The organism is Marseilla massiliensis, from assembly GCF_016899855.1.
GTDB lineage: Bacteria > Bacteroidota > Bacteroidia > Bacteroidales > Bacteroidaceae > Prevotella.
Genome location: NZ_JACJJG010000058.1, coordinates 1 through 17,717 on the forward strand (window position 1 = coordinate 1; position 17,717 = coordinate 17,717).

Here is a 17,717-nt window from a genome sequence, read left to right on the forward strand (position 1 = left end):
GAGAGTATCGACGTACTCAAGGACGCGTCGTCAACGGCCATCTACGGTTCGCGTGGTGCCAACGGCGTTATCCTCGTTACCACAAAAAGCGGCAAGGCCGGCAAGGTAAACGTAAGCTACAACGCCTACTACAGCTGGAAGAAAGTTGCAAAAACCATGGACGTGCTCTCTCCTTACGACTACGCCAAATGGCAGTACGAGCTGGCCGGCTTGATCAACTCAGAGGACATGACCTCTTATACTGATTATTTCGGCACGTATGCCGACATGGATATGTATAAGGGCATTGCAGCCAACGACTGGCAGGACATCGTTTACGGACGCACAGGCCACACGTTCAACCATAACATAAATATCAGCGGAGGTTCTGAGACCATAAAATACGCGTTCAGCTACGCCCACATGAACGACAAGGCCATACAGATAGGCTCAAACTATAAGCGCGACAACTTCAGCCTCAAGCTGAACACGAAGCCGAGCAAGACAACAAAGCTCGACTTCCAGGTTCGTTACTCCGACACCGACATACGTGGCGGTGGCGCAAATGACGCGACAAGTACTTACGACACTGACAAGAGATTGAAATACGCCCTTCTTTATTGGCCGATGCCATTGTCTAACTTGGGGTCTGACTCAGGAGCTGGCGACGATGAGCTCGGAAACCTGTATCACCCCGTACAGAGCCAGTATGACAACGACCGTAAAAAGGAACGTAAGAGCCTGAATATGTCAGGAGCGTTCAGCTGGGAGATATTCAAGAACTTCAACGTTCGCACCGAGTTCGGTTACGACGACTACAACCAGTACGACCAGCGCTTCTGGGGTACGACTACTTATTACGTAACAAACGTTCCATCAGAAGCAAATAAGGGTAAACCAGCCATCCGCATGGTTGACACCAACCGTCACCGCTTCCGCAACTCGAACACCATCAGCTACGACTTCGACAAGCTGTTCAAGAACAAGGACCACAGCCTGAATATGATGATAGGACATGAGTACATTATAACGAAAGAGCGTGAAAACACTAATGAAGTACACGGTTTCCCGGAGGATTATACGGCAGACCAGGCATGGAAACTGTCCTCTCAAGGCACACCTTACTTCATTGACGACAATTACAGCGCCGACGACAAGCTGCTCTCGTTCTTCGGCCGTGTAAACTATAACTGGAAAGACCGCTATCTCTTGACAGCTACATTCCGTGCCGACGCCTCCTCAAAATTCTCGAAAGAAAACCGCTGGGGCTACTTCCCTTCTGCGGCTGTCGCGTGGCGTATATCTTCCGAGCCGTTCATGAAGGGTACGCAGAAGTGGCTCGACGACTTGAAGCTGCGTTTTAGTTATGGTACTGCGGGAAACAACAATATCCCGACAGGACAACTTGCACAACTTTATTCGTCCAATCCAACGACATGGATCAACGGCTTCACCCAATATTGGGCTCCGTCAAAGATAATGGCCAACCCCGACCTTAAGTGGGAGACTACCATCACGCGCAACCTCGGTCTTGACTTCACCCTCTTCGGCGGCAAGCTTTCGGGTAGTATCGAGGCTTACCTTAACACGACGAAAGACCTGTTGATAGAGTTCCCCGTTGCCGGAACCGGTTATGATAAACAGTACCGCAATATGGGCGAGACCGAGAATAAGGGTATAGAGTTCAGTTTCACTTACCACGTGATAGACAAGAAGAACTGGGGTATCGACCTGTTCGGCAACATCGGCCTCAACAAGAGCAAGATCAAGGATCTCGGCCAGATGGCGGACTTCGGTTGGGAGAGCCGTTGGGCCGGCGGCAGCAGCGGTATCGGTAACGACTATTTAATAGCCGTTGGCGGACAGGTTGGTGAGATTATCGGATACAAGGGCGCAGGACGCTATGAAGTGGACGACTTCATCGGATATGATGCGGCGACGGACACTTGGGAATTAAAACCTGGAATTCCAACCATTGCAGGCGAAGACGTACGTCCAGGTACGATAAAACTGGTAGACCAGCCCACTACTACGGACGAGAACGGTAATCCTGTAGGTGACGGTGTAATCAATGAGGATGATATTGTTAAGATAGGAAACGTAAATCCTGATTTGTACGGAGGTTTCGGTATCAACGCACATGCCTTCGGCTTCGACCTCAGCGCCAACTTCAACTTCAGCATTGGCAACCAAGTATATAATGCCAACAAGATAGAAGGAACGCAGACTAGTAAGTACCAGTACCGCAACATGTTGACCATTATGGCTGACGGCAAGCGTTGGACAAACCTCGACCCAGTAACGGGTCAGATATGCAACGACCCAGCACGTTTGGCCGAGCTCAATGCCAACACCACGATGTGGTCGCCCTATACGAGCCAATTCTATCTGACGGACTGGGCTATAGAGGACGCATCGTTCCTCCGCCTGAACACGCTTACATTAGGCTACACCCTACCACAGAGCCTGACCAAGCGCATAGGTATCAACACACTGCGTTTCTACTGCACGGCGTACAACGTGTTTACAATCACCGGTTATAGCGGTTACGACCCTGAATCAGATTGTATCCGCAGTTCAGCTCTCACTCCTGGAGTCGATTATTCAGGTTACCCACGTAGCCGTTCGTTCGTAATAGGATTGAATCTTAATTTTTAGTAAAATAATTAAGGAGTAGAAGAGTAGAGGAGTAGAGGAGTAAGTAGATTACTCCGACGGAGAAAAATAAGTTAGAGTGATAAATATGAGTAAAAGCATATCTACTTACTCCTTCCCTCCTTACTCCTTCCATCCTGCAAAATAACAAAACAATGAAGAATTTTCTTAAAATATCATTACTTTCGTTGGCTGCCACAGGCCTTGTTACGTCATGTGACATGGACGCGCCCACGCAGTCAACACTTGACGAGAGTTCGGTTTACTCCATTTATTCAATGGCAGAAGCCGGAGTGATGGCCATACACCAATCCTTGTGTGAAACAAATGCATACCGCGGACGCTTTATGCCTTACTACGGAATGAATACGGACGTGGAGACGACAAGCGGAGACACACCGTCATATTCAAACAGGAATGACGATAAACAGAACTTGCGTAATTATGCCACATTACCGACAAACGGGCAGATGAACATTTCGGGAGGTACTGATTGTTATTCAAAATTCTATGAAGCAATCGAACGCGCCAATATGTCCATCCGAGGCCTTCGCGCATACGGAAACATCGAGAACGATCCCGATATGGCACAGTTGCTCGGAGAGGCATTGACGCTCAGAGCATTGGTATATTTCGACCTTATCAAGATGCACGGAGACGTGCCCGCACGCTTCGAGCCGATTACAAACGAAACCATGTATCAGCCACGCGCTAACCGTGACTCAATATATAAAGTATTGCTTGCCGACCTTGATGAGGCTGCTGATTATTGTTATTGGCCAAACGAGAACACGATAACAAACACGACAGAGCGTGTAAGCAAGTCGTTCGTAAAGGGACTGCGTGCCCGAATTGCCCTCAGCGCGTGCGGATATGGCCTCCGTGGCGACGGTTTCCGCCGAAGCTATGACCCCGATCTTGCTCCGGAGAAGATGTACCAGATAGTAAAGGATGAATGTCTTGAGGTAATAAACCACAGCAGCGACATCCGTAACTTCGGTTTTGAAGATACTTGGCGCAAGGTATGCCAGCCAGATGTATCGGCGGGCAGGGAATCTATCTTCGAGATACCGTTCTCGTCTGGTCGTGGACGTGTGGTTTATACATGGGGCGTGAAGCACCAAGCCATAGATAAATATCAAGCGGTAAGTGAAAAAGGTGATAAAGGAGGAGAGAACGGCCCGCTACCTTACCTGTTTTATGATTATTCAAAATACGATGAACGCCGTAACGTAACTTGTGTTCCTTATCAGTGGAGTGCTGAATACGATTGCATCCAGGAGCCTCGATCCATTGACAAATGGTGTTTCGGTAAATACCGTTTTGAGTGGATTGCCAACCGTCCCGTTTCCAGCAATGACGACGGCGTAAACTGGGTAATAATGCGCCTTGCCGACATATACCTGATGGCTGCCGAGGCCATAAATGAGCTTGACGGCCCATCTGAGGCTGCTCAATACATGAGGGCTGTGCTCGAAAGGTCTATATCTAACGCTGATGTAGTGAACCAGCTTATGGCTCAGTACACGGCCAGCAAGGATGCATTCTTTGACGGAATAGTAGATCAGCGTGCATTGGAGTTCGCTGGAGAGTCGCTCCGTAAGCAAGACCTTATCCGCTGGGGTATTATCGACGAAAAGATGGCCGAGGCACAACAAAAACTGCGCGATCTGTCAACAAGAGCTCAAGGCAGTGCATACGCAGACCTGCCCGACAAACTGTACTACAAGAACGATGGTGAGACGCTGATAACTTACGGTCTTGAGCACGGTGACACCGACGATGAGGGAGAAAGACTGGAGGATGAAGAAGGCTATGAAAGCAAAGGCTGGACTGTGAGCAACGGGGTATCCCCGATTGATGATGATTACATCAACGGACTATACATCCAAACACCGAGCATGAACTGTCTGTGGCCGATATGGAGCACCGTCATCGCAAACAGTAACGGTATGCTAAATAATGACGGTAACTATGGACAATTGTCGGACTAATTAAAGGTGGAAAGGTGAAGAGTTGGGAAACAATATTCCGTCTCTTCGCCTGCACCGAGTATATTGACTCTTAAAAAACAAAACGTAAAAGAAAAGAATCATGAAACGAAATATTTATAAGGCTTTTGTCTTGGGATTTGGAGTGCTTACCTTGGCCTCATGTGATGACCCAATGGACGAGATTACAAGCATTATTTATGACCGTGTGTTTGCCCCAACGGAACTTGAAGCACGAAATCCTAGAGAGACGAGCGTCACACTTCAATGGAACGCATCTAAAGATGCTGTTGACTATTCCGTACAGCTGTTTGCGGACGACAGCTTGGCATTTGAGGGCGAGCCAGACGTAACGCTCACGACATCGGAGACGTCTATTGATATTACCGGGCTTGTGTACGATACAAGGTATTCGGCCAGGGTAATGGCTAATGACTCAGTAGACACAGACCGTAATTCAAAATGGAGTGAGGTGACTTTCAAGACCGCGGCCCAACAGATAATGGAAAGCATAACCGAAAACGATACCGGTGACAAGAATGTCACGGTAAGGTGGCCTGTAGGAGAAGAGGTTACAAGTATAAAGATAATGCTTTACGGTACTACAGAGCTTGCCGTGCCGGAATATACCATTACGCCTGAAGATTTGGCTGCAGGTTCTGCGTACGTTGACGGCCTTAATCCTGAAACAAGATATGATGTTTATCTATACAACAATGGCAAACAGCGTGGTCATAGGGACTTTACGACCATTGCAGACCTTGAGGGCGCGATACAGGTACATGACACGGATGACCTACAGACGCTGCTCGAAGAAGCACAGGACGGCGACGTATTCGCATTATATGGTGGAACTTTCATCATTACACCGTCAGATGATCCTGAGGTTAAAGAAACAGCAGGATGTGCAACAATAAGCAAAAACATCACAATAAAAGGTATTTATCCGACAAGCCGTCCAGTCATTAACGGACGTTTCCAACTTGATGATGGCGCTTCGTTAAGTCTCAGCCAAGTTGTCCTCGATGGAACGGGCACCAGCGGTGACCAGACATTCAACTACAAAACAGATGGCGTAACATATGCCTCTCTTGATGTCCAAGACTGCGAAATAAAGAATTATACTAAAGGAATACTTTACTTGAACGTGACAGCTACAATTTCAAATGTTACATTCAACAACTGCCTTATCCATGATATAGAGTGTGATGGAGGTGACTTCCTTGACTCCCGTAAGGGACTAATCGGAACTTTGAACATAACCAACTCAACGATTTACAATAGCGCAACAGGTCGTGACTTTATCCGTATCGACGATGCATCTGGCAGCTTCCCGGGAGCAGCCGGCCCTATAATAACGGTGGATCATTGTACAATTGACGGAGTTGCGAACAGCTCTAGCAGGCGTCTGCTCTACGTACGCTTCCCGGGCAACACGATAACTTGGACAAACAATATGGTATCGAATATGCCTGAGTGCGGTAGAGGATTCTCGGATAACAGCGCTACGGACGTGCCTAATTTTAGTAATAACAACTACTATAATACGAAGAATCTCGTATCAGAAGGAGGGGAAGAAAAAGCAAGATTCTTTGACGAATCAGGTTACACTGATGATCCTCAATACAAGGATGCAGCCAATGGCGACTTCACCATCCAGAACGAAGATGTAAGTACCCGCCAAATCGGTGACCCGCGCTGGTACACAGCACAAGAATAAAATAGTTGAATAGGTAAGTTTATATCTCTTTAACGCCGTGAGGCGGGACGAGGGAAAGGCTGCATGCCGATATGGCATGCAGCCTTCATTTTTATGACAATTGGTGCATAAGTCTTTGTAAGTAAACATATTTTCCGTATCTTTGCCGATGCGATAAAACAATAATGAAATGAGCGAGAACCTGATAAGATTTGACTGGGCGATGAAACGCCTCCTAAGGAACAAAAGCAACTACGTAGTGCTTGAGGGATTTCTCTCGACACTGCTGGGCGAGGATTTGCGGATATGCCGGTTTCTCGAGAGCGAGTCCAACCAGGACGACGCCACCGATAAGTTCAACCGCGCGGACATGCTCGTGGAGGACACCCACGGCAAGCTGCTCATCATCGAGGTGCAGAACAACCGTGAGCTTGACTACTTCCACCGCATGCTGTACGGAGTGTCTAAGACCATCTCGGAATATATCAACCTCGGCGACGACTACGACAAGGTGCGCAAAGTATACTCGATAAACATCGTCTACTTCGACCTAGGCCAGGGCAAGGACTATGTCTACCACGGCAAAACGGAGTTCCGTGGCCTTCACGACAAGAATGACATACTGCAACTGTCGGTGCGCCAGCGGGAAATATTCATCGGTAAAGACGCTGGCGACATCTTTCCCGAATACTACGTGTTGCGGGTAAACGACTTCGACAAAGTGGCCAAGACTCCTCTTGACGAGTGGGTAAAGTTCCTCAAGACCGGCGAGATAGACGCAACTGCAACAGCCAAGGGCCTTCCCGAGGCACGTGAACGCTTGCGCATAGACTCGCTTCCAGAACGCGAGAAGCATGCCTATTACCGTGACATGGAGGCCCTGCGTTACCAACGCAGTGTAATCAAGACCGGATGGGATGAGGGTCATGCTGACGGATTAGCGGAAGGACGTGCGGAAGGACGTGCAGAAGGACGCGCGGAAGGACGCGCGGAAGGACGTGCAGAAGGACGCGCGGAAGGACGCGCGGAAGGACGTGCGGAAGGTATTGCAGAAGGACGAACCCAAAAAGCCATTGACATTGCACGAAGCATGAAGGCCATGGGTATATCGGTAGATGTAATATCCAAGTGTACAAGTCTTCCACCGGAGGAAATCGAGAAACTGTAATACATTGCATCGTAATAAACCGTCTTCTAGCATTAAAATACGGCTTATTAAATTATAAAAGGCCACCTTTTACATTATGAAAGGTGGCCTTTTATAATTCAATAAATGTGTTCACATTCAATCAATAGCAATAAAAAAAGATTCGCATTTTATCTTTCAGTCTTTCATTTCAGGCGTAAAGTCCTGACAATGAGCGCCTTATATACTGACAGATGCTACTTACATCTGTCAACGCAACATATACGACAACCAGATGAAAGATTATTCTGCACAATCTTTCATTCCATAACAGACTGATAATCAATAAATTGCGTGCCAAACTGAAGGATGACAGACGAAATTCAATATTTATCTAACATTTCCTTTATCTTTTTACGGCGCTCGGCATGCTTACGTTCCTTTCTGTTGAAAATGGAGAAAAAGTCGAACTGAATTCCTGAACTTGCTTTAGGGCCTGCCACTCCCATCTTACGGCATTCTGCCTTAATATCAAAACCCGGACGAAGTCCCCGGGCCGTTACTACCACCTCGTCCAGTCGCCTGGTCTTAGGCATAAGCCATATTGTATCCTTTATTTCATCATTGTCAAGCCGTAAACTTTCATATGTTCCATGTGATAAAGTTACGCCACTACACTGTCCACTGACGGTAAAACGTCCGTAACGGTCGGTTTCAGTAGTGCCTTTAGGATTGATATAGACGGTAACTCCTGGCACATGACGACGCGTCTCCATGTCGTATACCACAGCTGAATACTGCTGTGCATAACCAATGGCTGTGTTGACTGAGCTGGTCAATAATGCAAAAGATAATACTCCAGGCGTTCTACGAAACATAACTTTATTAAAACGCCACAAAGTTATGAAAAAACAGTAATAAGACAAAGCTTACTATAAAATGAAAGCTATACAACAAGCAATGGTTACAGATTATTAACCAAACGATTAAAATCTGTTCAAATCAAAAACGGCCATCACATCAAGAATTAAAAAAATGACATAATGAGTTACCGCATTTTACCAACAATACATGTTTATTTAACCTGAAAGACATACCGCCAGCAGACCTGTCCGCCAGCCTGTCGATTACGGTATTGGGCAAAATACGGATTTTCATCAGTGTGAAAACCCTTACAGACAATAAAAACAATGCAGTATAACAAGCTCAAAAAAACCGTCACGGCTGCCATGAACAATATGCATTGACAAGACCGTAACGGTAATTTTTTACTGGTATTCCCTATATGATTACGTCAAACAACTATTCCCACTCTATTGTCGAAGGCGGTTTTGACGAAATATCATAGCATACGCGGTTTACGCCTTTCACCTTATTGATTATTTCGTTAGACACTTTTGCCATAAAGTCATAAGGCAGGTGAGCCCAGTCGGCCGTCATGGCGTCCATGCTGGTTACCGCACGCAAGGCTACGGGATGTTCGTAAGTACGCTCATCGCCCATAACCCCGACACTGCGTATTGTCGAGAGAAGAACGGTGCCGGCCTGCCATACCTTGTCGTAAAGCGACTCTCCATCCTCGCAAACGTAGTTATGCATGTTCTCGATGTAGATGTCGTCGGCGTCTTGCAGGATACGGACTTTCTCACGCGTTATGTCGCCAAGTATGCGCACGGCCAGTCCTGGTCCTGGGAAGGGATGGCGCTTGATAAGTCGTTCAGGCATTTTCAGCTCGTAACCAACACGGCGCACCTCATCCTTGAACAGCCACTGCAACGGCTCACAAAGCTGCAACTTCATCTCTTTCGGCAGTCCGCCTACGTTGTGGTGACTCTTGATTGTCATACCTGTAATGCTCAGGCTCTCTATACGGTCGGGATAAATGGTTCCCTGAGCAAGCCATTTGGCGTCTGTTATCTTCTTTGCCTCGGCATTAAACACTTCAACAAAGTCACGTCCGATGATTTTACGTTTCTGCTCTGGATCTGTCACTCCTTCAAGATCCTTGAAGAACTTGTCACTCGCGTCAACGCCGATCACGTTCAGGCCAAGCCCCTTATATGCATCCATGACTTTCTGAAACTCGTTCTTGCGAAGCATTCCATGGTCAACGAAGATACATGTCAGATTGCTGCCGATTGCTCGGTTAAGCAGAGTAGCGCATACAGAAGAGTCAACACCGCCGCTAAGTCCGAGGATTACACGGTCGTTGCCGAGCTGCTCCTTCAGTTCCTTGACCGTCGTTTCTACGAATGATGCAGCACTCCACTCCTGCTTGCTGCCGCATATATCCACGACAAAATTCTGCAATAACTGCTTACCCTGTTCAGTATGGAACACTTCGGGATGGAACTGCACCGCCCACAATGGCTTGCTGTCGCTGGCGTATGCAGCAAACTTAACGTCGGCCGTGGAGGCTATAACGTGGCAGTCGGCCGGTATCGCCGTAATAGTATCGCCGTGGCTCATCCACACTTGAGAGTTCTCCTTGAAGCCACGGAACAAAGGATTCTGCGCATCAAACGACGTAAGGTGTGCCCGCCCGTACTCGCGCGTATTGGTCTTTTCAACCTTTCCGCCTCCCTGCGAGGCGATGAACTGCGCTCCGTAGCATATTCCGAGCACGGGGAACTTGCCTACAAACTGGCTCAAGTCAACCTTGAAGGCCTCCGGGTCGTGCACGGAATAAGGCGAACCGCTAAGGATTACGCCGATAACGCCCGTCGTGTCCTGCGGAAACTTGTTGTAAGGCAGGATTTCGCAAAACGTGTCGAGCTCGCGCACACGACGGCCGATGAGCTGCGTTGTCTGCGATCCGAAATCGAGAATGATGATTTTCTGCATTGTATCTATTTATTAGGAGTTTAAGAAGTTACCGTTTGCTTCGCCCGTTAAAGAGTCGAATACAAAAGCTTTTTTACAGTTGACAAGTGACGAGATACAAGTTGACAAAAAGATGTGCCTTGCCATCCGTCCGCTTGTCCATATTTCTTGTACCTTCAGAAATTCTTTTGCAAAGGTACAATATTTTTTTTATGTTTCGACATAATGAGTTGGTTTATTGAACGAAAACACGCCATAGTACGTACGGAAACACACAATTCAAAAACGCACAGATTTAATCAATAATACAAAATACGGCAAATAACGTTGCAAAAAGCCGTAAATTGCAACGCAAAAGGCCACCTTTCAGTAACAGAAAGGCCGCCTTTTGCAAAATAAGTAATAGACGGCAGGGCTACCTGTCAGTATAAGGAAATCTGCACCGAGACATAACTTGCTCAAAGAACGTTGGCGGCAACAAACTGTTCTGCCTCTGACAACGTATCAAGTTTTCCGACATCAAGCAAACGCAAGTCCGGCTTCACCACACCGCATACATTGGCTTCAGCGCACACTTTGAGGTAAAAATCCATTATGCCAAACTTATCCGGAAAGTTATCCATAAGCGGAAACAAACGTGGCGAGAACACGTGTATGCCCGAAAACGCAAACATACGGCATGACTTTACATCAATATAAGGATACGGAGTCTTTACCTCACCTGTCTCTATATTAGTCCAACCAACCAGCCTCATATCGTCATCGAACAACAGATAACGCTTGGTCTTGCGCTCGCTAACAAGCAATGTCGCGTCATTATCGGCATGCATGGAATACAACCACGCAAGGTCAACGTTACAAAGAATGTCGACATTGTGTATGAGAATCGGGCGGTCGCCGCAAAATAACGGAGCCGCTTTCTTTATTCCGCCACCGGTGTCAAGCAGCATTGCCGACTCGTCGCTTATGCGGATGTCAATACCGAAATTATCATTACTACGCAAGAAATCCGTTACCTGTGACGCAAAATGATGAACGTTTACGACAATCCTGTCCGTTCCGGATGACCTGAGCCTCCCAATAACATGCTCGATAAGAGGCACTCCCCCTACCCTGACAAGAGCCTTAGGCATGGTATCAGTTATAGGTTTCAGTCTTGTGCCGAGACCCGCGGCGAAAATCATTGCTTGCATCATTTTACTTCCGTACGTTTTGCTTCCAATATCTTATTTATATTCTGCTCACGATGCACAACCCTAACCTCAACACCGAACTTGTCGTTAATGTGCTCCGCCAAATGCTGTGCCGCATATACGCTGCGGTGCTGGCCACCTGTACATCCGAAACTGAACATCAGGCTCGTGAAGCCTCGCTGGATGTATCGGCGCACATGGACGTCGGCCAATTTGTAGACACTTTCAAGGAATGTCAGTATCTCTCCGTCGTCTTCAAGGAAACGGATTACCGGTTCGTCGAGTCCGGTCAGCTTTTTATACGGCTCATAACGCCCAGGATTGTGCGTTCCACGGCAGTCAAACACATAACCGCCACCGTTACCGCTCTCGTCTTCCGGTATTCCTTTATGAAAAGAGAAACTGAACACCTTTACAACAAGCGGCCCTTTGTTGTCATATTTTGAGAATGTCGCTGGGCCGTCGGAAGGATGAGCCGAATAAACATTGCTATCCGACACCTTAAAACCGTCAGCACGTGTCAGGGCAGGCTCTTCTATGTTAGCGAACTGAGGCAACTCCGTAAGCCGTTTCAAGACATCAAGTAGATAAGGATACGTGAAAACATTAAGTTTCAACAGCTCACGCAAATTCTGCATTGCCGCCGGTATGCTGTCAAGAAAATGCTTCTTCCGCTCAAAATACCCACGAAAACCGTATGCTCCGAGCACTTGAAGCGTACGGAACAGTACGAAAAGACTAAGCCGCTCTACGAAATGGCGTACGGATGGAACCTCCGTATAGTTTTTCAATGAGTTATAATACTCATATACAAGTTCACGCCGCAATTTATACGGATACTTTGCCGATGCCTGCCACAAGAAAGAGGCCAGGTCATAATAATAAGGTCCCTTACGTCCACCTTGATAATCAATGAAATACGGATGTCCGGCTGCGTCGAGCATAACGTTGCGTGCCTGAAAGTCACGATACATGAAACTGTCCGCCTTTTCAGCCACAAGGTCTTTGGCAAAAAGGCGGAAATTAGCCTCTAACTTCAATTCGTGGAAATCAAGTTCAGTCGGTTTCAGGAAACAATACTTGAAATAATTGAGGTCAAAAAGCACACTGTCCTCGTTGAATTCAGGCTGCGGATAACAGTTTGACCAATCCAAACCGCGCGCTCCACGAATCTGGATGTCCGGCAGTTCGCGTATTGTATTTATAAGCAACTGCCGCTCCTTTCTGTTGTATCGTCCACCGGCATCGCGCCCTCCGCTTATGGCTCCGAAAAGCGAAACCCTGCCAAGATCTTCTTGAAGATATCTCAACTCATCATCGGCCACGGCAAATATGCGCGGTACGGGCAACTGCCGCTTGCGGAAATGCCCCGAAAGATATATAAACGCATGGTCTTCGTCACGGCTTGTACCGATTACACCTATCACAGAAGTGCCGTCCTCTGCCGTTAAGCGATAGTATTTACGGTTACTTCCCGCGGCTGCTACGGGTTCAACTCCCATTGGGTCAGCTCCGCACCACGAGCGGTATAAGTCAAAAAGCTTCTGCATACGTCAAAACAGATTATTGTCTTCACCACGCTTTTTACGCTCATACTCAGCTATCATGCGGTCAATAAGTATCAGCAAAAGCATTATACCCAGAGCCATAAGCCATGACTCCGTAATGTAAAGCAGACCAGCCGACACCACAATATACAAAAGCCACTGGCCCTTCTTTATCTTAAAATCATTGACATCCATAAATAACGGGCGTTACTTAACGCCGATAGCATAAAAACAAGTTAGTTATTGGCGACAAAGGTAATCAAAAATAAATACACTACGAAATAAAGTCTTTGTTTTTTACTTATACATACATACAAAAAAATCGCATGTCGTCACGACAAGCGATTTTCAAAAAACAAACTACTTAAAAACTAATCTACTAAAACAAATCAAAAAAATATCTACTTTAGAATCTATCTCCATCATGTATCTTTTATCATTGGCAAAGGTACGCACTTTATAAGTGCCGTGCAAGTTTTTGCCATAAAAAATTGTATTTTATACATCAAAAAACGCTAAAAAAGGGGCGCCCTTACGGATGCCCCCTCTTTTTGTTATCTGTAGTTATCAAATTACATCATTCCACCCATACCTGGATTTGCCATCGGCATTGCAGGTTTTTCCTCTGGCTTATCTACAATAAGGCACTCAGTTGTCAGGAACATGCCGGCAATTGAAGCGGCGTTCTCAAGAGCAACACGGGCTACCTTTGCAGGATCAATTACTCCGGCCTTACGCAAATCCTCGTACTCGTCGGTGCGTGCGTTGTATCCGAAGTCGCCTTCACCCTCGCGAACCTTCTGCACTACGACTGCGCCCTCGCCTCCTGCGTTAGCGACAATCTGGCGCAACGGCTCCTCGATAGCGCGTACTACGATGTTGATACCTGTCTGCTCATCGGCATTGTCGCCTTTCAGTCCTGTCAGAGTGTCAAGAGCGCGGATGTATGTTGTGCCGCCGCCTACTACTACGCCTTCCTCGATAGCTGCTCGGGTAGCGCAGAGAGCATCGTCTACACGGTCTTTCTTCTCCTTCATCTCAACCTCGCTGTTGGCACCTACATAGAGAACTGCCACGCCGCCTGAAATCTTAGCCAGACGCTCCTGCAGCTTCTCCTTGTCGTAAGAGCTTGTGGTGTTGGATATCTCGTTCTTTATCTGGGCTACACGGTCAGCGATGCACTGCTTGTCACCAGCACCGTTTACAATCGTCGTATTATCCTTGGTTACGGTTACCTTATCACAAGTTCCGAGCATTTCAAGAGTAGCCTGCTCCAGTTTAAGACCCTTCTCTTCGCTTATCACTACGCCACCGGTCAGGATTGCTATATCCTCGAGCATAGCCTTACGACGGTCGCCAAAGCCAGGAGCCTTGACCGCGCAAATCTTCAAGCCGCCACGCAGACGGTTTACAACAAGTGTTGTAAGAGCTTCAGAATCAACATCCTCAGCGATTACCAACAGCGGGCGTCCGCTCTCGGCAGCAGGCTGCAGAATGGGAAGGAAGTCCTTGATTGAGCTTATCTTTTTGTCATAGATGAGAATATAAGGATTCTCCATTACGCACTCCATCTTGTCTGCGTCGGTTACGAAGTATCCGCTCAGGTAACCACGGTCGAACTGCATACCTTCAACAACGTTGATATGCGTGTCGCGGCTCTTGCTCTCCTCTATCGTGATAACTCCGTCCTTGCTAACCTTACGCATTGCGTCAGCAATGAGCTTACCGATTTCGGGGTCGTTGTTAGCGCTGACAGTAGCTACCTGCTCTATCTTGTCATAGTTATCGTCAACCTTCTCGGCGTTGTTCTTGATGTATTCAACAACGGCTGCAACGGCCTTGTCAATACCACGCTTCAGGTCCATCGGGTTAGCGCCTGCGGTAACGTTTTTCAGTCCAACGTTTACTATGCTCTGCGCAAGGATAGTAGCGGTCGTGGTTCCGTCGCCGGCATCGTCACCTGTCTTGCTTGCTACGCTCTTTACAAGCTGCGCGCCAGTATTCTCGAAGTGGTCTGCAAGTTCGATTTCCTTTGCTACAGTAACACCATCCTTTGTTATCTGGGGCGCACCGAATTTCTTTTCTATAATGACGTTACGACCTTTCGGGCCGAGTGTAACCTTTACTGCGTTTGCCAACTGGTCAACGCCCTTCTTAAGCAGGTCGCGGGCGTCAACATTATATTTTATTTCCTTTGCCATGATGATTTATTTTTTCGGATGTAAAGAGTAAGTAGTTAAGGTATATGCGGTAATGCCTTGCCGCATATCTTCTCACGTTCTCACCCTCACATATTTGTTTTACCTTATTTACTATTTTACTTTTTATTTTTCGATAACTGCGAGAACGTCGCTTTGACGCATCATGAGATACTTCTCGCCCTCAAACTCAAGTTCTGTACCTGAATATTTGCCATAAAGCACCTCGTCGCCAACCTTGAGCACCATCTCTTCATCCTTGGTGCCATTACCTGTAGCAACGATTTTGCCGTGAAGTGGTTTTTCTTTTGCCGTATCCGGAATGATGATACCGCCGACTTTCTCTTCTGCAGGAGCGGGAAGAACCAGCACTCTGTCTGCCAATGGTCTGATGTTCATAATTCTTATAATTTTAATGTTGTTTACCTTAATATATTAACATGTGCGCATCGAAGCGCTTTCGACAACATTATAGCGAAAAGCGTGCCAAAAGTCAAACTGACAGAAATGTCACATTATTGCTGACAAAAATGTCAGTCGGAAGAAGCGTGGCTACATGACGAAAAGGCATTGAGCGCCACCCGTCTGGCATAACCAAATGGCATAACTTACAAAAGGCGGCCTTTTAGCCTGCAAAAGACCGCCTTTTACAAGCCAATATACCGTCTTTCGGACGGTGTTTTGCCGCCTTTTGTATTTTAAAACAAGCAGTACTCCTCAATGGAATGCCTGAAAATGACACGCAAACCATTGTAAAACCTTAAAACAGAGCACCTTTCGGCCATGCCATGCAACTGTTGTTAACATTGCCGGCGAAGCCCCCGCACAGGACCGGAATCCGCGCTCCGAGTGACAACAGCGTGTTTACATAGACCAACATGGCACATAACACGATTTTAACAGACATGATAAACACTTTTTACATACTGCCAACCGCCGCACAAGCCAAACCAGAGATCCGTCCGTTAAACGTAACTATGTGTATAGCAGGGATTTAGAATGCGAACAATTATCTTGCCGCAACTACACCTTTTTGATATTTTTGCAGCAATCGAAGCAAAATTATTAAAAACTAATTTTACCGAAAAGCCATCGTAAGGCAAAGCGTTATGCTGCACGGCAAACGCACGGACAACATAACAACGACGTCCTGACTAATACAGATTTATTCAACCCTTTATTTAAATTTATAATATTATGTTTGGCAATTCAAAAATTTTCAGACTTGCGCTGTTGGCACTGTCAGTGCTCTTAGCTGGCAACCTCTCGGCGCAGACAGTCAAGGGTACGGTGAAAGACTCGGGAGGCGAACCTGTCATCGGAGCCACAGTCCAGGAGCAAGGCACGAAAAACGTCGCCGTGACCGACCTTGACGGTAACTTCACAATCAAGTTGACAGGCGACAATCCATTGCAAATCTCGTACATTGGAATGAAAACAACCACCGTCAGCACAAAAGGCAAAACCACCGTAGCCGTGACGCTCGAAGACGAGGCCACGGCTCTTGACGACCTTGTGGTGATAGGCTACGGCTCGGTACGCAAACGCGACCTCACCGGCGCGGTAACTTCCGTCAACGCCGAGCAGATAGGCAACACGCCTGTGGCAAACGTCAGCGAGGCGCTGACCGGCAAAATGGCCGGCGTAAACATCACGACGACCGAGGGTTCGCCCGACGCCGACGTGAAGATACGCGTGCGTGGAGGAGGCTCGCTGTCGCAGGACAACTCGCCGTTGTACATCGTCGACGGATTCCCAGTTGAGAGTATCAGCGACATTTCGCCGTCGGAAATCGAGAGTATCGACGTGCTTAAAGACGCATCATCAACCGCAATATACGGCGCACGCGGAGCCAACGGCGTCATTATCGTCACGACAAAGAGCGGCCACGAAGGCAAGCCACAAGTAAACTTCAACGCATCTCACGGATGGAAAAAGGTAACGAAACTCATCGACGTCATGGACCCGTACAATTATGCGTACTACCAATATGAGTTGGGAACGGCCGGCACGTCATCGACAACCTCTGACTACGGCAACTACGACGACCTTGAAATCTGGAAATCGGTGGAAGGCAATGACTGGCAAGACCAGATGTTCGGACGCACCGGACAGCAGAACATGTACAACGTGAACGTAAGCGGAGGGTCAAAAGACTTGAAATACAACATCGGCTATTCGCACACCGACGAAGAAAGTATCATGGTTGGCTCGGGATACTCAAAGAACAACGTCAACGCAAAGCTGAACGCGAAATTAACGTGAGTTCGGTATAATAATCTTATGCAATAAGCCTGCTTTTATCAATGATGTCAATATTGAGTGACGGTTTCTTAGGAAGCAGGTTGTATGCGATAAGCCCTGCAATCAGGTTGGAAACAAAACCGTCAATGCTGCGGTGCCTGGTATGTTCAATGTAGCATACATTCTTGAGTTCGTCGTTGACGGTTTCAATGAGCGCCCTTTTCCGCAGCAGGATTTTGTCGTGCAGGTCCATGAGCGAGTT

The 17,717-nt window shown here is 47.3% G+C and carries 12 protein-coding genes and 1 pseudogene; 5 read left to right on the forward strand and 8 right to left on the reverse strand.

Annotated features, from left to right (window positions below; genetic code table 11):
- The 4 genes from H6A34_RS09910 to H6A34_RS09925 form a co-directional block, all read left to right on the forward strand.
- On the forward strand, nucleotides 1-2,637 hold a 2,637-nt coding region (locus tag H6A34_RS09910), incomplete at its 5' end, for a SusC/RagA family TonB-linked outer membrane protein (protein WP_205105323.1).
- 152 nt (nucleotides 2,638-2,789) lie between these two features.
- Nucleotides 2,790-4,628 carry a RagB/SusD family nutrient uptake outer membrane protein gene (locus H6A34_RS09915; protein ID WP_205105326.1) on the forward strand — a complete coding sequence of 613 codons (1,839 nt, stop codon included), beginning with the start codon at nucleotides 2,790-2,792 and terminating at the stop codon, nucleotides 4,626-4,628.
- Between the two features lie 100 nt (nucleotides 4,629-4,728).
- Nucleotides 4,729-6,345: a fibronectin type III domain-containing protein gene (locus H6A34_RS09920; RefSeq protein ID WP_205105328.1), complete on the forward strand. Its 1,617-nt coding sequence runs from the start codon at nucleotides 4,729-4,731 to the stop codon at nucleotides 6,343-6,345.
- A gap of 169 nt (nucleotides 6,346-6,514) precedes the next feature.
- Nucleotides 6,515-7,492 (forward strand): Rpn family recombination-promoting nuclease/putative transposase, encoded by a 978-nt coding sequence (locus H6A34_RS09925; protein ID WP_205105335.1) that lies wholly within the window; start codon nucleotides 6,515-6,517, stop codon nucleotides 7,490-7,492.
- Nucleotides 7,493-7,833: 341 nt separating this feature from the next.
- Here the strand turns inward: H6A34_RS09925 and H6A34_RS09930 are convergent, their stop codons facing one another.
- From H6A34_RS09930 to H6A34_RS09960, 7 genes are all read right to left on the reverse strand, one after another.
- A complete protein-coding gene (locus tag H6A34_RS09930; protein ID WP_205105337.1) occupies nucleotides 7,834-8,328 on the reverse strand; it encodes a peptidase associated/transthyretin-like domain-containing protein in 495 nt (164 codons plus the stop codon).
- A gap of 424 nt (nucleotides 8,329-8,752) precedes the next feature.
- Nucleotides 8,753-10,294, reverse strand: a complete 1,542-nt coding sequence (gene guaA, locus H6A34_RS09935) for a glutamine-hydrolyzing GMP synthase (protein ID WP_205105340.1) — start codon at nucleotides 10,292-10,294, stop codon at nucleotides 8,753-8,755.
- 437 nt (nucleotides 10,295-10,731) lie between these two features.
- On the reverse strand, nucleotides 10,732-11,469 hold the full coding sequence (locus H6A34_RS09940; RefSeq protein WP_205105342.1) for a nucleotidyltransferase family protein: 738 nt from the start codon (nucleotides 11,467-11,469) through the stop codon (nucleotides 10,732-10,734).
- Nucleotides 11,466-13,016, reverse strand: coding sequence for a RapZ C-terminal domain-containing protein (locus H6A34_RS09945; RefSeq protein WP_205105350.1), 1,551 nt, complete (start codon nucleotides 13,014-13,016; stop codon nucleotides 11,466-11,468). The genes H6A34_RS09940 and H6A34_RS09945 overlap by 4 nt, the downstream gene beginning before the upstream one ends.
- A 3-nt stretch (nucleotides 13,017-13,019) precedes the next feature.
- Complete coding sequence (locus H6A34_RS09950; RefSeq protein ID WP_021947077.1) at nucleotides 13,020-13,208, reverse strand: hypothetical protein; 189 nt, start codon at nucleotides 13,206-13,208, stop codon at nucleotides 13,020-13,022.
- A 377-nt stretch (nucleotides 13,209-13,585) separates the two neighbouring features.
- Entirely contained in the window at nucleotides 13,586-15,214 is a 1,629-nt protein-coding gene (gene groL / locus H6A34_RS09955) for a chaperonin GroEL (RefSeq protein WP_205105359.1), read from the reverse strand.
- A gap of 123 nt (nucleotides 15,215-15,337) precedes the next feature.
- Nucleotides 15,338-15,610, reverse strand: coding sequence for a co-chaperone GroES (locus tag H6A34_RS09960; protein WP_021947079.1), 273 nt, complete (start codon nucleotides 15,608-15,610; stop codon nucleotides 15,338-15,340).
- 798 nt (nucleotides 15,611-16,408) lie between these two features.
- Here H6A34_RS09960 and H6A34_RS09965 point away from each other — a divergent pair.
- Nucleotides 16,409-17,470, forward strand: a pseudogene (locus H6A34_RS09965) (SusC/RagA family TonB-linked outer membrane protein); the annotation flags it as partial.
- Between the two features lie 22 nt (nucleotides 17,471-17,492).
- Here the strand turns inward: H6A34_RS09965 and H6A34_RS09970 are convergent.
- Nucleotides 17,493-17,717, reverse strand: a 225-nt coding sequence (locus tag H6A34_RS09970; protein ID WP_205104226.1) for a transposase, incomplete at its 5' end; no start/stop codon positions are given.